Below are 14,934 nucleotides of genomic sequence, written 5' to 3' on the forward strand. Positions count from 1 at the left end.
CAGTCATCAAGGCGCATAGCCTCAGCAAACAAGTAAAATAGCGCATCTAAATTGGAGAAGCCCCCCATGCGCGGACACGATGCCATTCAAAATAGCTGGTTCAGCTACGTTAGCCTGGAAGACCGTATTCCCAAACAGCATCCGTTGCGTCGTTTACGGCTACTCGTCGATGGCGTATTGGCCTCTATGGATGCGGTCTTTGCCGAATGCTACTCCCATACTGGCCGCCCGTCGATTGCGCCCGAAAAACTGCTGCGCGCCTTGCTATTGCAAGTGCTGTACACCGTTCGTAGCGAACGCCAGTTGATGGAACAGCTGGACTACAACCTGCTGTTTCGCTGGTTTGTCGGTTTGGGTATCGACGATGCTGTCTGGGAACGCAGCGTGTTCAGCGCCAACCGCGAGCGCCTGCTGTCCGAAGCACTGAGTCGCGAGTTTTTTGAGCGGGTCTTGGCCATTGCCGAATGGCAAAACCTGGTGTCCGACGAACACTTCAGTGTCGACGGCAGCCTGATCGAAGCCTGGGCCTCGCACAAAAGCTTCGTGAAGAAAGACGGCAGCGGTCCTGATAAACCCGCCGGCCGCAATCCCGAGGTCGACTTCAGCGGCGAAAAGCGCAGCAATGCCACGCATCAGAGCACGACAGACCCCGAAGCGCGGCTTTACAAGAAAGGCGAATACACCGAGGCCAAACTGCGTTACATCACCCATGCCCTATCCGAGAATCGTAACGGCCTGATTGTCGATGTCGAAACCACCCAAGCCACCGGCACCGCTGAAATCGAAGCCGCGCAAACAATGATCAAACGCCGTGTTCCCAAAGGCGGCAGCGTCGGTGCCGACAAAGGCTATGACCAACCGGCGTTCGTCAACAAACTCAAGACGCAAGACATCAAAGCCCATGTTGCTCGCAAAAAGACCGGCAGTGCCGTCGATGGCCGCACCGCGCGCGGCAAAGCGTACGCTCAAAGCCTCAAGCGCCGCAAAATCGTCGAAGAAGCCTTCGGCTGGATCAAGACCGTCGGGGGCCTGCGTAAAACCCGCCACATCGGCTTAGCCAAAGTCGCAGGTCAGGCCTTGTTTTGCTTTGCCGCCTACAACCTGACGCGCTTGCTCAACCTATTGGTGTTCACGCCGAAACCGGCGTGGAGTGCGCCCACCTAGGGCGAAGTGCGCCTGAAAACCGTCCACAGACGGCTTCAGGCGAATAAAAAGCCCTTGAAACAGGGGCAAAACGGTTGAAACTCGATGTCATGACCGATTTCAACACGAAAAAATCACGGAAACCGTGGGTAAGGGGAAATATCAGTGGGTTTTTCACCAGCCTGTTAAGCAATGTCAGAAGCAAACACGCCGCAACCGGCGGTCGGTTATTTACGAGTCTGGGACATCGTCGGCGATCGGAAACGCGGCATCGAGCCGTTGATTCCGGTCAGCCGCACCACGTGGTGGAACGGCGTCAAAGAAGGCAAGTATCCCAAGCCGGTTAAACTCAGCGAACGCATCACCGTTTGGAAGCGTGCCGACATCATGGGCTTGCTGGAAAGTGTAGGCGGTGAAGCATGAATTTGTTGACGAGTCAAAGTTGCAGCGCTATTCTTTCAAACGCTGGAAGATCCAGCACCTGGCCTGAGAAACCTGGTTTTAGTTATGGCGAAAAGTCGCCGCAGCCTATAGCGGCTTTTTTATGCCTGCCATTCAACGCGGCCTTGTGCCGACTTATTCTGTTTTGGCGGCACGATTTGGGCAGCGTTCGGCGCTGGCCGGACCCATAACCCGGTTTTTCTCAGTCCCACTTCGTGCCGTCGCCCAATGCCCTGAGAAAGTGTTGGCGGCGGTTAAATCCTCAGTTATGGAGTAACCGTATGAATACCCCAACTACGGGCAAAATCCGCCCAATCACCAAGAAACAACTCATTTCGTTAACCCAAAAACACTTCGGCCTGAAAAAGCCGTTTCAGCCGCTGATCGAGATCCGCAAAGGCTATACCGGCCACTGGGAGATCTACAACCAACACGGCTTAGAATTCGGCGTTACCGACGAGCAAAAAACCTTCATGCTTGACTTGATCGAACAGCATGGCGGCGTTGTCGGAGGTGCAAAATGAGCGCGAATACCGTCAATTCAAGTTCTCCGGCCGGCACTCAACCGCTTAACGATTTTTTCCAGCAAATAGCCGAACTGGACACCGAGCGCCAAGCCGCCACCGCGGCCGGCATTCCGGCGTTGCTGCGCCTGGCCGACGTGGCCGAGCGCGACAGCGGCCAAGCCAACACCGTGCGCAGTTTCCTCCTTGGCTTGTATAACGGTTACCGCTTCCCGTTCAACCTGGTCCGCCTCAGAGGCTTGGACAAAACCCTGTTCGACGACTGCCTTTTGGTGCTTACCCTGGACGCCAGGGCGACCGCTAAGGAGGTCCACCAATATTTGGACGACGGCGGCGACCGTTTCGAGCGCTGGGCGCAAGGCGGTGCAGCATGAGCGCGCAATCCGTCAAAAAATCCGCGGTTACCTCATCGCCATTGGCCAGCATCAAACCGGCCGGCACCGTTGCCATGGTGCCCGACTCCGCCGAGCGAATCAGTTACTGGCAGGACCAGGTTGAAGACTTCCTGACCGAGTTGAGCAAATTGCGTTGCCTCTCCGGCCTGCTGAACGGCCAAAACGAGCACAACAACATTACGCTGTCGGAGCTGTGCTATCTGATTGACCCCAGTGTGGAGCGCTTGAAGGACATTTGCGACGAACTGAGCGACCTGTTTTATCAAAAGCAGGTGGCATTCGTGCAAGCGGCCGACGAGCGCGGCAACCCAACTGACGCGGCATAAGCCGACCGGCAACTTTTAGCTGCCGGTTTTGCGCCGGCCGTGGCCGTTCTCCGCCCGGAGACCGCCCGCGGCCGCGTACCGGCAAGGAAGCAGACAATGACAAACGATGTCCAAACGATTATCGATCAGTTTCGCGCCGATATGGCGGCGGCCGGGATGGTCGTCAACGAACCCCTGATCGCCGACGGCGTATTGCACCGCGTCTACGTGGCAGGCGACCGGAGCGGCACCCAGAACGGCGCCTATATCCTGCATGTGGACGGCCATTCGGCCGGCTACTTCGAACACTTCCCGCAAGGCTTGAAAGTGACGTGGCGCTTCGGTAGCGCCGCTGCCAAGCCGTTGTCGTTAGCAATGCGCCGGCAAATCGAAGCCGAGCGTAAACGCCGCCAACGCGAGCGCTGGCAACGCCAACAGGAAACCGCTGACAAAGCGCGTTTGATCTGGCAGAACGCCAAACCGGTGTTCGAGACCCGGCAACACCCTTACTTGAAGCGCAAATCGGTCAAGCCTTACGGCATCCGTACCGGCCGCGGCGCGCTGATCTTGCCGTTTTACGACGACACCCGCCAGTTGGTGAATCTGCAATTCATCGAGGGCAACGGCCAAAAGCGTTTTATGGCCGGCGGCCGCAAGAAAGGCTGTTTTTCCCCGATCGGCGAACCTGCCGGCGCCGAGCGCTTGTTGATTTGCGAAGGCTGGGCCACCGGCGCCAGTCTGCACGAGGCCTTGGGCGTGGCCGTGTTGGTCGCGGCCGATGCCGGCAACTTGGAACCCGTGGCCCTGGTGGCCAGGCGTTTGTATCCGGCGGCCGAGATCGTCATTGCCGGCGATAACGACGCCAGCGGCGTCGGCCAGATAGCGGCGAAAAAGGCCGCGCTGGCGGTTAAGGGTAAATACCTGATACCCGCGCAACCGGACACCGACTGGAACGACGTGATTGCGGCGGGAGGCTCGGTCTGATGGACGCCGCCGACGACTTGAGGCAAGACCTGTTCGATAACCTGGCCGAACAGGGCGAACTGCCGGCAATCGAGCCATCTGCCCCGTACAAAGGTACGGTGCAGGTGCCGCAAACGCCAACGAAAGGCGCTAAAACGGCGCCCAATTTGGCAGCGGCAGTCGATCCATTCGAGGAGGATGCGGACCTGCTCACCGCGCTGCCGGACGGCACGCAATTGAGCCCGGACGACATCGCGATTCTGAAACGGATGAACCGCGACTATTGCCATACCTTGGTCGGCGGCAAAAACCTGGTGATCGGCCAACGCTATTGCCAGGTACAGGGCAACGTACTGACTTTCGAGGCGCCGGCGGAATTCAAGAAAAAGTTCATGCATGCGCCGTTGATAGGCATGAGCGACGGCCACGGCCGCGGCAAACGCAAGAATCAGGGCCAGGCGTGGCTGGAATGGCCGGGTAAGAACATCAAGCTCGGCGGCACCGGCTTTTTCCCCGATCCGAAAAAATGCCCGGCCGACGCGCTTAACTTTTACCGCGGCTTGCAGGTAAAGCCGATGGCCGGCGACGTCAAGCCATATCTGGACCATTTGCGCTACGTGATTTGCGCCGGCCACGAGCCATCGTTTCGTTATCTGGTGGGTTGGATGGCGCACCTGTTCCAAAAGCCGGACATCAAGCCCAGCGTGGCCGTGGTCCTTAAATCTGTCGAAGGCACCGGCAAAGGCACCATGGCGGAACCTTTGTTGCGGATCTTGGGTTCGCACGGCAACAAGACCAACGGCGCTTATGCGATCGCCGGCCGCTTCAACGGCTTGGTCGCCAATCGGCTATTGATCTTCGCCGACGAGGTGGACTTGACCGACAAGCACGTCGCCGACCGCCTGAAAGGCATCATTTCCGAAACCACCGTCAACCTGGAACGCAAAGGCCTGGAGATCGAGCCTTTGCCGAACTATTGCCGGCTGATCTTCGCCAGCAACCACGCCAGAGTTTTGAGCGCCGGCATCCGCGAACGCCGCTATCTGGTGTTGGAACCGTCGGACGGCTTTGCCCAAGATCCCGGTTACTTCCGCCGGCTGTGGCATTGGATCAATCAAGACGGCCCGGCCAAGCTGCTGAACTATCTGCTGATCGTCGACATCGCCGACTTCGACCCGTACCGCTGCCCGCAAACCGCGGCGCTGATCGCCGAAAAGCTGGGCAACCTGAGCGGCGTGAACCAGTTTTTCTATCACCAGATCGCCAAGGCGGAACCGTTCGGGGGCCGGCCCAGGATTCGGGCGACGGAACTGGTCGACGACTTTGTCAGTTGGAGCGCCGAGGAAGGCGAGAAAGTCTCCAAGGCGGCAGCCGCCAATTTAACCGGACGCATGATGGCCAAGCTGGGTATTCAAGTACACGGCCGCTCCGATCGCGGCGGCGGCAAGTATTACGATCTGCCGGAACGGTCTGAATTGGTACAGCGGTTCGCTTTATTGCTGGATATCCCGGTCGAGGAGCTTGACCAATGAAATTCTGCAAACCGGCGTTCTTGCTGCCCCAACTGTACCACCAAGAAAAACCCACTGTATTTCAATATGTTAAGTGGTATAGCAATTATTTATCTATCTATACCATATCGATACCAACTAACCCGAAATCAGCGGGAAAAAAGGAAAGCGGCAACAGTTATTTAATCGCTGTACCACCTATTTTGGCAACTGTACCCCACCTGGAAGCCGCGCCAGCCGTGGGCTTGAGGGGTGGTGGTACAGTTGGGATGGCAAAAATCGCATTTTTTCTTTTTATTTATTTCGTCGGCGTTTTCCGCCGTTCCTTCCCGTTTTTGGCGACCGCACCCGGCGCCGGGGAGGTGCCGCACTGATCGACTAAGCAATCCCGTTGGACTGGCCAGGGCTTGAGGAGGAAACCAACCACTGACGAGGATTTGAACATGACTGAATTTAACCCTTTGGCGGAACTTCGCCGGCAAGGCTTCGACGCCGATTTACACCAAGGCCGAGTGCGGGTTTGGCCGCGGCACAAGGTCAAAAAGGCGCTGGCTTTGTTCGTTACTACCAACTTACCGGCGATTACCCAAGCGCTGGCGGTCGAACACAACATGAAGAGCGTCAACAACGTGTTGTTGTGGGAGCCACCGACACCGGTAGCCATCGCCGACCGCGAGCCGCCGGCCGGCGCCATTCCGGAACACTTAAACGGCCAACGGTTTGCCGGCATTCCGGCGCCAGGCGCTTGATAAACCGATTTACGGAGAATCTCATGAAAACAATTCGATTGTTCGGCGAGCTGCAGAAATACAAAGCGGAGTGGCGACTTGACGTGAAAACCCCGGCCGAAGCCCTACGCGCGATCGACGTGCAACGCGACGGCTTTCTGTCCGAATGCGATGCCGGAAACTACGCGGCGATCCTGATCGATAAAAACAACACCGAACTTTGTCGCCGCCTTGACCCGCAAAACGCCAACGATCCTTGGGCTGATGAAGAGCTTTGGATCATGCCGGTTGCCAGCGGAGAAATCATGGCGCCTATGGTTGTCGCGGCGTTTGCGACTGTCGGTATTGCCGTTGGTGAAGTGGCGGCAATGATGATCGCCGGCCTGCTTAATATCGCGATATCCATGGCGTTTACCGCGGTGGCCAATATGTTAACCAGCAAGAAACGCAATACCACAGCACCACAACAGGAACGGCCGGACAGCAAGCCGTCATTCATCGCCGACGGCGTCGTCAATCTGACCGCGGCCGGCCATCCGCACCCGATCTTGGTCGGCGACGTGCCGGACGTGGGTTGCATCATCCTGTCGTCCGATTACTGGGTCGAGGATGTGCCTGTTTAAGTTTGGCCGCACTACCAATTGGGTTTGAGGAGCAGTTCCGGCTGTAACCGGTTTTTTAACGATTATTTTGGAGAACGAACATGGCTTTAACCGCATTACCCGTTAATTCACCGCTGACCCAGCTACGCGCGCAGGGCTTGGAAGCGGAATTCAACCGCGCTCGGGTCATCGTCTACCCGCGGCCGAAGATCACCAACACGTTGCGGCAATTCGTGTCCGACAACTTGGTGTCGATCGTCAACGAGCTGAACCTCGAGGGCTATTACACCAAGAATCCGGACCCGCTGGGCTATGCCGCCAAGAGCACCAGCGACGGTCGCCGCAATCAGGGTTGGCTGATCTGGTCGCTGAATGCCGATCTGCGTACCGAACTGGGTGCAAGGCCGGTCGACGAGACCATAGACGCCGTTCCGGATGCGTTGAACGGATATCTGTCGTTTTAACGTCAGAGACAGGGGCTTGAGGAGGCCACGCCGGCCGCGACAGCGCCGGCATTTTTAACCCAATACCAGGAAATCACCATGAACCACTTAAGCGCCACGCAAAAGCAATACCTCAGCGAGACAGTCCAAAAGCTGTCCGCCTGCATGAAAAATATCAAGTTCACTCGGAAAATGTCGCGCGACGAAGCCGACGCGATCCGCCGGGATCTGGACGACGTGAAAGGCGCGCTGTTTATGTTCGGCGACCTCCATCCGGAGGTGCAACAGATCGAGCTGTTCAAACAGACGGCCGATTTGACGGAATACGCCCTCAGAGCCTTAACCGATAGCCACGAACATTTGGTTTAACCCTTATCCGTTGCGCGGCAGACACCGCGCAGCGCTTGATTCATTAATTTGGAGTACATGACATGAATTCTTCATCGATTGCCGAACAGGCCTTTCTGGCCAAGAAAACCGAGCTGCAAGCGGCCCAAGCCGACGAAGCCAACAAGCGTCGAGAAGTGGCAACGCTCAGACAACGCCAACACGACCTGGAAGCGGAACTGGCCGCCTTAAATCAACGCCTGGCGCAGGCCAGTAATGCCTTGGCCAACGGCGATATGACCAGCGCCGACTATATCGCGCTGAAGCGCTCGATTGCCGACAAGGAGCTGGAATGCGAAGCGGCAAGCGCAGTGTTCGAAGCGCAGAACAACGCGCTGCAAATGCTGGTCGACCATGCGAGGATTTTGGCCGGAAGGTTGGGGCGGCATTTAACCGACGCCGCCGCAGGCGTTAAACAACGGGCGCTGGCCGCGGGTGTCGCCACCGGCGAGGCACATTTGAAACTATTCGCCTTGGCGGTCGCCGCGCAGCACTTGGAAAGGCATCCGTATACGGGTCAAGAGAAATCCGAACAAGCCCAATTGGCCTATCGGATCATCGGCGAAGAATTGTGCAAAGCCGTGTTCGCCGACGAGACCGAAGCCTGGCTGTTTATGGTCGAGCCGTCGCGGGCGCGAATCGCGATCGAGGAGATTATCGAGCAGGCGGCTTAATCGCATTGGCAAGCCGGGATCGCGCCGGCTTGCCTTTTCGTTGTCAGCCTATCACCGGAGGGATTAAGGATGGCCATTCATCAAGACGAAAACGGGATTTGGCATGTACAAGTCCAGCGCAAAGGGATACCCCGCATCCGCCGGAGCGGCTTTCTGTCGAAAGATGCCGCCATCGTGTTCGAGCGCAGTTATTTGGAGAAGCACCGCGCCGCCGCGGGATCGTCCGGCGACGGCCGCCTGCTGTCGGAACTGATCGAGCTATGGTTCGTCCGCCACGGTGCGCACTTGGTCGACGGCAAACGCCAGCGCCGCGAGCTGCTGGCGATCGCGGCCGAGTTGAAAAACCCGGTGGCCAGCCGGCTGTCGCGCGATCAGTTCTTGGCCTACCGTTACGCAAAAACCCGCCAGGCGGATACCGCCGGATTGCGCTCATTCAACCAGGCGCACCATGGCTTGATCGCCATGTTCAACCGCTTGCGCAATCTGCGGGAGATCGATTACACCTCGCCGGTCTGCGACCTGGAACTGATCGAACTGTAACGGCCGGAAACCTCCTCCTAGCTACGGGGAGGTGGTCGGTCGTGCCGTTCGCGTCCCGGTACCGGTATAGCGGTCGAAATCGCCGCCGCCCGGGCCCAAATTCACTCCTCCTCACCTGCGCGGTTTTTGCACAAAAATTTGCATGTGAATTTCGTTTTGCAGGGCTTGAACCGGGATAAATTGCCGGAAAGCCACGAAAACCGCGGCTTTCAGATACCAAAGCGGCCCACCTTTACCCGATTTGCAAACTTCACAAAGTGACGATCATTCTCACTTTCTGCAATTGAACACACCGAAACGGCAAACCTAAAAACCGGTCGATTTACGGTAACTCATTGATAGATACGACGTGAATTATCGATTCCATTTTTTGGCGAAATTTCGATGCGTGCAGCAAGACGGGCTGAAGGCCGCGAAAATGCTGGAATTGATTGCAAAGCAATTGGCGAAAATTGGCGTTTATTTTGCATTCAGAGCCCCCTTGCCTTTTGCGACTGTTTTATGTGAAAATAGCCGCTCTTTCGGAGGTAGCAGGGGTAACTTTTGGGGTAACCCAAAAAATCGAAACCTGCAAAAACCAGAAAAGACGCTACTTGCAGAGGTTTTTGCGGTAGTGGTCGCACCATACAAATATGCGGGAATAGCTCAGTTGGTAGAGCACGACCTTGCCAAGGTCGGGGTCGCGAGTTCGAGTCTCGTTTCCCGCTCCAAATTAATAAAAAAGCCGCGATATTCGCGGCTTTTTTATGCCCGACAGATTTCCTCTCCCGCTCAAACTTGGCGGTCTACCGGGAGAAAGCGGCGCCAATAAAACAGCCGCCTCGTATCCGAACCCAATGTCAGGTCGTGCTCGCTGCAGCGCAGCGAGCACGACACATCACCGTCATACCAACACCCGCTCGACGCCGCCCTGGGTCACCTGCTCGACATATTCCGGCATCCAGTTTTCGCCCAGCACGTGTTTGGCGATTTCGACGACGATGTAATCGACTTCCAGCGTTTCCACTTCGTCCTGAAAACGTTGCAAACCCTGCATGCAGGACGGGCACGAGGTCAGCATTTTTACCGGGCCGGCGTAACCGTCACCGCGCAATTTGGCGGCATCCTTTTGTAGCTCCTCGGCTTTTCGAAACCGGATCTGCGTCGAAATATCCGGCCGCGCCACCGCCAGCGTCCCCGATTCGCCGCAGCAACGCTCCGACTTGCTAACCGGTGCGCCAAGCAATTGGTTTACCACTTTAACGCCGTCCTGCTGTTTGAATGGACTGTGGCAAGGATCGTGGTACAAATAGCGCGCGCCATTCACGCCATCCAATTTCACGCCTTTTTCCAACAAATATTCGTGAATGTCGATCAAGCGGCAGCCTGGGAAAATCTTGTCGAATTCGTAATCCTGCAACTGGTCCTGGCAGGTACCGCAACTGACCACGACAGTCTTGATGTCCAGATAATTCAAGGTGTTCGCCACCCGGTGAAACAATACCCGGTTATCGGTGGTTATTTTCTGCGCCTTGTCGAATTGGCCGCCTGCCCGCTGCGGATAACCGCAGCACAAATAGCCCGGCGGCAATACCGTTTGCACCCCGATCTCGTACAGCATCGCCTGAGTCGCCAGACCGACTTGGGAAAACAAGCGCTCGGAACCGCACCCCGGAAAATAAAACACCGCTTCGGAATCGGCTTTGGTCTTCTGGTGGTTGCGGATAATCGGCACGATTTGGTTATCCTCGATATCCAACAGCGCCCGTGCAGTCTTGTTCGGCAATTCTCCAGGCATTTTCCGGTTCATGAAATGAATCACCTGCTCCCGCATCGGCGGCTTACCGACCGTCGCCGGCGGCTGCGCAATCTGCGCCCTGCCCCAATGTTTCAAAAAGCGATTGCCGATGCGTTGCGCCTTGTAGGTCCAGTCGATCATCGCCTTGCGCATGGCTTTGACGTTACCCGGCTTGGACGCGGTCAAAAAGGCCAGCGCCATGGTTTTGGCCGGGTTGAAGCTCTGTTTGCCCATTTTGCGCAGCAAATTGCGCATATTCATCGATACGTCGCCGAAGTCGATATCGACCGGACACGGATTGAAACACTTATGGCACACCGTGCAATGGTCGGCGACATCCTCGAACTCTTTCCAGTGGGTAATCGAAATACCGCGCCGGGTTTGCTCCTCGTACAAAAAGGCCTCGATCAATAACGACGTCGCCAGAATCTTGTTGCGCGGCGAATACAGCAAATTCGCCGGCGGCACATGGGTAGCGCAGACGGGTTTGCATTTGCCGCAGCGCAGGCAGTCTTTCACCGATTCCGAAATCGCGCCGATATCGCTTTGTTGCATGATCAGCGACTCATAGCCCATCAGACTGAACGAAGTGGTATAGGCCGAGCGTAAATCGGCGCCGGGCATCAGTTTGCCGCGATTGAAACGGCCTTCCGGATCGATCCGGTTTTTATAGGCGTGAAAATCGGCCAGTTCGGCCTCGCTGAGGAACTCGTATTTGGTGATGCCGATACCGTGCTCGCCGGAAATCGCCCCACCCAAGGCCCGCGCCAATTCCATAATCCGCGCCACCGCCGCATTGGCTTCCTGCAGCATTTCATAATGGTCGGAATTGACCGGCAGATTGGTATGCACATTGCCGTCGCCGGCATGCATGTGCAAGGCCACGAACACCCGGCCGCGCAGGATTTCCTTATGTACCGCTTCGATACGCTCGATAATGGGCCGGAAATTGTCCCCTTCGAAGATTTCCTGCAAACGCGGCAATAGCTCCAGCTTCCAGGACACTCGTATCGAGTAATCCTGCAAACGATGAAACAAGGTTGGTTGCGCAGCGCGATTGGTCAGTTCGCCTGCCAGAACGCCGTAGTTGGCGAACTGCGGCTCGGCCTGCGCCAACGGCAAATCGAGATTATCGTAAAGCCAGGCCCAGCGCGCCTGCACCGCCGCGACGGTCTCCAACGCCTGACCCTGTCGCTCGCCGAGCAGTTCTTGGCGATTGACGCCGTCCTCGTAAGCGCGCAACGGCAATTCGCCACTGAAGAATTCCGCCAAAGCCGAGCATAGGCGCAACTTGTTACGAATCGACAATTCGATATTGATGCGCTCGATGCCGTCGCAATAATCGCCCATGCGCGGTAACGGAATCACCACGTCTTCGTTGATCTTGAAGGCGTTGGTGTGTTTGGCGATTGCCGCGGTCCGGGCCCGGTCCAGCCAGAACTTTTTGCGGGTCTCGGCCGACACGGCGATAAAACCTTCCGCCCCGCGCGCATTGCACAAACGCACCACTTCCGAAGCGGCCAGCGCCACCTGGTTCTCGTCGTCGCCAACAATATCGCCGATCAATACCATCTTCGGCCGGCCGTGGCGCTTGGCCTTGGTGGCGTAGCCGACCGCCTTGACGTAGCGTTCGTCCAGATGCTCCAAGCCGGCCAACATCACCCGTTGCGCGCCGTCTTTCGGCAAGCTCTCCAAATAATCTCGAATCTCGACGATGGCCGGCACCGCTTCGCGCACCTGGCCGAAAAACTCCAGACAAAAGGTGCGGGTCACCGGCGGCATTTCGTGCAAAATCCAGCGTGCCGAGGTGATGATGCCATCGCAACCTTCTTTCTGCACGCCGGGCAAACCGCCCAAAAACTTGTCGGTGACGTCCTTGCCCAACCCGGTTTTGCGGAAAAAACTGCCGGAAATTTCCAAATCTTCTTCGCCCAGCAACTGCTTGCCGCTGGCGTCGAAACGCTTCAACACAAATTTAGCGGTTTCCTGCTCGTGGATCTTGCCCAGATTATGCTGCAACCGTTCGATTTCCAGCCAGTTGCCGTCCGGCGTCACCATGCGCCAGGAGGCTAGATTGTCCAGCGCGGTGCCCCACAGCACCGCTTTCTTGCCGCCGGCGTTCATCGCGATATTGCCGCCGATGCAAGAGGCATCGGCCGAGGTCGGATCGCAGGCGAATACCAAACCGGCCTGCTCGGCCGCATCCATCACCCGCCGGGTGACGACGCCGGCGCCGGTGTGGATCGTAGCGTAGGATTTATCGACGCCGGGCAACAAAGTCTGACGATCCACCTGGCCCATCGCCAGCAATTTTTCGGTGTTGATCACCGCCGAGTAGGCATGCAGCGGTACCGCACCGCCGGTGTAACCGGTACCGCCGCCGCGCGGAATGATGGTCAAACCCAGATCGATACAGCCGCGTACCAGATGGCCGACTTCGTCTTCCGAACAGGGATACAGCACGACGAAGGGATATTCCACCCGCCAGTCGGTGGCGTCGGTGACATGGCTGACCCGGGCGAAGCCGTCGAAGCTGATATTGTCTTTACGGGTGTACTGCGACAACAGCGTCATGACACTGCGCCGCAATTGGGCGGTACGTTCGAAATGAGCTTCGAATTCGTCTACGGCCCGATGCGCGGCGAGGATTAATTTGGCGACGCGTTCGGCGCGGTCGGCATTTTGGTTTTCGGCTTCGGCGTGCCTGGCTTCCATTTGCCGCAAACGGTGGCGTAAAGCTTGCAACAAGGCTCGGCGGCGCTTAGCGTTATCGAGCAGGTCGTCTTCCAGATAGGGATTGCGCCGCACCGCCCAGATGTCGCCCAACACTTCGTAAAGCATCCGCGCTGAGCGCCCGGTGACCCGCTCCTCGCGCAACACATCCAGGATCGCCCACATGTCTTCGCCCAACAGGCGAATCACAATTTCGCGGTCGGAGAACGAGGTGTAGTTGTAGGGAATTTCCCGCACGCGGGCGGGGGTTGAATCAAGCGAAGCGGGAAATAATGGAGAAGCCACAGGATTTCGGCGAACGGAAAGTCAGAATCCACCGAATTTTAACACGGCACCCAACCGGGCCGACCGAAAAATCGCCGCGCAAACCGCGGAATATCTGGGGTTTATCGGCCGCCACCACTCGATAATGCGGCCTAACCGTTGCCACCGGACAACCGGTGCGCCGTTCGCCGGCGCCCGATCGTCCCGGTAGCGGCGACTTTAAAATTCCAAACGGCCGCCCAGCATCAAACGGTTACTTTCCACATGCCGATAACTTTGCAATGTCTCGTAAGCCAGGAAGGCCGAGACGCCGCCCGGCAACACCGTGGATACTTCGGCGCCGAAGGTGTAGTAATCCCGAGTCGGGGCGTCGTTGACCAAACTAAAGGTGGAGCCGCTACCGTCCGCAATAAAACTGCCGGTCACGCTGCGCCGACCGTCAAGAAATTGGTGGTGCCACTCGCCGCGCAATTGCGGAATTAAAACGCCCCACGGAAAACTGAAGGTGTAAGCGGTTTGCACGCCCACCGTGGAAATCAGCGATTCGATATTCTGCTTACCGAATCGAACCGCGGCGACACTCCCGGATTCGGCGTAGCCGTCGATGTTCAAAGCGGTATATTCGCCCCGCGCATAAGGCGCAATGCTCAACGCCTTATGGTGCCAGTCGTAGCCGCCACCCCAACTGAACGAATATTGGTCAGCATTCGGCTTGGCTTTGGCCACCGACGATACGCCGCCCAACGTGATATTACGGGTGGTTTCGAATTCATGGCCGCCATACGAAGCCGTTGCATCTAAATGAAAGGCCTCGGTCACGAAGTAAGAGGTATACAGCATACCGGTATAACTATCGCCCAACGTTTCGCCGCGGCCGGCGTTGAACGCGGCGTTACTATGGCGGTAGTTGAAGACTGCGCCGCTGACCCAACTGTCACTAATCCGGTAATCGACGCCGGCCATGAAATTATGGTTGTCGTATTTAAAACCGGCCACGTTAAGCCCGGTATTGTCGTACGCACCGAAGCCGCTATCGACCTTGGTCCAAAAATTCAACGGCGGAAAATCGGCGTCGCCGCTGCCAGCGCCTAATCTCGAGGTTTGATTGTTGCTGTAATAGTCGTAAGGCACCGGATTACGGCCGCCGTCCAACCGCGTGATCGAGTTGCCCAGACCCAGGACTTGATCCGGCGTCAGGCTCTGGATGTCGGAAAAACTGGCTTGGCAAACCGCCGGTGAATCGCTTTCCAAATCCGAGTAATACGACGAACACGAACCGATTGCCGCATCCACCGATCGTTGATTAGGATTCAGATTATTCAGCGGCGCGGGCGCCCCGTTGGCTTGAACCGAAGACAAAGCCAACACAGCCATTCCGGCCGCAATCGGCAAATGCCGCTTTACCGCCGGCCCAAGCGGAACTGCAGCTTCCGCTTTCGAAATCGAATAACGCATAATATTCTCCAATGAATTCATAACACACATCTTAACACTGTAGCCGGCG

General features: G+C 57.1%; 16 protein-coding genes and 1 tRNA gene. 15 read left to right on the forward strand and 2 right to left on the reverse strand.

Annotated elements, in window-relative coordinates:
* Nucleotides 1–66 precede the first annotated feature (66 nt).
* The 15 genes from MKFW12EY_RS15885 (at nucleotide 67) to MKFW12EY_RS15955 (ending at nucleotide 9,366) form a co-directional block, all read left to right on the forward strand.
* Complete coding sequence (locus MKFW12EY_RS15885) at nucleotides 67–1,164, forward strand: IS5 family transposase (protein ID WP_221053058.1); 1,098 nt, start codon at nucleotides 67–69, stop codon at nucleotides 1,162–1,164.
* 171 nt (nucleotides 1,165–1,335) lie between these two features.
* Nucleotides 1,336–1,566 carry a helix-turn-helix transcriptional regulator gene (locus MKFW12EY_RS15890; RefSeq protein ID WP_054763857.1) on the forward strand — a complete coding sequence of 77 codons (231 nt, stop codon included), beginning with the start codon at nucleotides 1,336–1,338 and terminating at the stop codon, nucleotides 1,564–1,566.
* A 299-nt stretch (nucleotides 1,567–1,865) separates the two neighbouring features.
* On the forward strand, nucleotides 1,866–2,108 hold the full coding sequence (locus MKFW12EY_RS15895) for a hypothetical protein (protein ID WP_054763856.1): 243 nt from the start codon (nucleotides 1,866–1,868) through the stop codon (nucleotides 2,106–2,108).
* Nucleotides 2,105–2,482 carry a DUF7673 family protein gene (locus tag MKFW12EY_RS15900; RefSeq protein ID WP_221053352.1) on the forward strand — a complete coding sequence of 126 codons (378 nt, stop codon included), beginning with the start codon at nucleotides 2,105–2,107 and terminating at the stop codon, nucleotides 2,480–2,482. The genes MKFW12EY_RS15895 and MKFW12EY_RS15900 overlap by 4 nt, the downstream gene beginning before the upstream one ends.
* Nucleotides 2,479–2,829, forward strand: coding sequence for a hypothetical protein (locus MKFW12EY_RS15905; RefSeq protein ID WP_054763074.1), 351 nt, complete (start codon nucleotides 2,479–2,481; stop codon nucleotides 2,827–2,829). The genes MKFW12EY_RS15900 and MKFW12EY_RS15905 overlap by 4 nt, the downstream gene beginning before the upstream one ends.
* Before the next feature lie 96 nt (nucleotides 2,830–2,925).
* The gene (locus MKFW12EY_RS15910; protein WP_221053353.1) at nucleotides 2,926–3,792 is read left to right on the forward strand and encodes a toprim domain-containing protein; all 867 of its coding nucleotides are present in this window, start codon (nucleotides 2,926–2,928) and stop codon (nucleotides 3,790–3,792) included.
* The gene (locus MKFW12EY_RS15915) at nucleotides 3,792–5,303 is read left to right on the forward strand and encodes a DUF5906 domain-containing protein (protein ID WP_221053354.1); all 1,512 of its coding nucleotides are present in this window, start codon (nucleotides 3,792–3,794) and stop codon (nucleotides 5,301–5,303) included. The genes MKFW12EY_RS15910 and MKFW12EY_RS15915 overlap by 1 nt, the downstream gene beginning before the upstream one ends.
* Nucleotides 5,300–5,656: a hypothetical protein gene (locus MKFW12EY_RS15920; RefSeq protein WP_157199492.1), complete on the forward strand. Its 357-nt coding sequence runs from the start codon at nucleotides 5,300–5,302 to the stop codon at nucleotides 5,654–5,656. Before MKFW12EY_RS15915 ends, MKFW12EY_RS15920 begins: the two co-directional genes overlap by 4 nt.
* 69 nt (nucleotides 5,657–5,725) lie before the next feature.
* A complete protein-coding gene (locus MKFW12EY_RS15925) occupies nucleotides 5,726–6,031 on the forward strand; it encodes a hypothetical protein (protein ID WP_054763071.1) in 306 nt (101 codons plus the stop codon).
* Nucleotides 6,032–6,054: 23 nt separating this feature from the next.
* Nucleotides 6,055–6,633, forward strand: a complete 579-nt coding sequence (locus MKFW12EY_RS15930; protein WP_054763070.1) for a tail assembly protein — start codon at nucleotides 6,055–6,057, stop codon at nucleotides 6,631–6,633.
* Nucleotides 6,634–6,713: 80 nt separating this feature from the next.
* Entirely contained in the window at nucleotides 6,714–7,076 is a 363-nt protein-coding gene (locus MKFW12EY_RS15935) for a hypothetical protein (protein ID WP_054763069.1), read from the forward strand.
* Between the two features lie 78 nt (nucleotides 7,077–7,154).
* On the forward strand, nucleotides 7,155–7,424 hold the full coding sequence (locus tag MKFW12EY_RS15940) for a hypothetical protein (protein WP_054763068.1): 270 nt from the start codon (nucleotides 7,155–7,157) through the stop codon (nucleotides 7,422–7,424).
* A 62-nt stretch (nucleotides 7,425–7,486) separates the two neighbouring features.
* Nucleotides 7,487–8,116: a hypothetical protein gene (locus MKFW12EY_RS15945; protein ID WP_054763067.1), complete on the forward strand. Its 630-nt coding sequence runs from the start codon at nucleotides 7,487–7,489 to the stop codon at nucleotides 8,114–8,116.
* A gap of 69 nt (nucleotides 8,117–8,185) precedes the next feature.
* Nucleotides 8,186–8,656 carry a phage integrase gene (locus tag MKFW12EY_RS15950; protein WP_054763066.1) on the forward strand — a complete coding sequence of 157 codons (471 nt, stop codon included), beginning with the start codon at nucleotides 8,186–8,188 and terminating at the stop codon, nucleotides 8,654–8,656.
* Between the two features lie 634 nt (nucleotides 8,657–9,290).
* Nucleotides 9,291–9,366 (forward strand) — tRNA-Gly (locus MKFW12EY_RS15955).
* A gap of 173 nt (nucleotides 9,367–9,539) precedes the next feature.
* Here the strand turns inward: MKFW12EY_RS15955 and MKFW12EY_RS15960 are convergent.
* Nucleotides 9,540–13,451 (reverse strand): DUF3683 domain-containing protein, encoded by a 3,912-nt coding sequence (locus tag MKFW12EY_RS15960; RefSeq protein ID WP_221053355.1) that lies wholly within the window; start codon nucleotides 13,449–13,451, stop codon nucleotides 9,540–9,542.
* Nucleotides 13,452–13,649: 198 nt separating this feature from the next.
* Nucleotides 13,650–14,885, reverse strand: coding sequence for an autotransporter outer membrane beta-barrel domain-containing protein (locus MKFW12EY_RS15965; RefSeq protein WP_157770251.1), 1,236 nt, complete (start codon nucleotides 14,883–14,885; stop codon nucleotides 13,650–13,652).
* Between the last annotated feature and the right edge of the window lie 49 nt (nucleotides 14,886–14,934).

This window comes from Methylomonas koyamae (genome assembly GCF_019669905.1).
In the GTDB taxonomy this organism is placed as follows: domain Bacteria; phylum Pseudomonadota; class Gammaproteobacteria; order Methylococcales; family Methylomonadaceae; genus Methylomonas; species Methylomonas koyamae.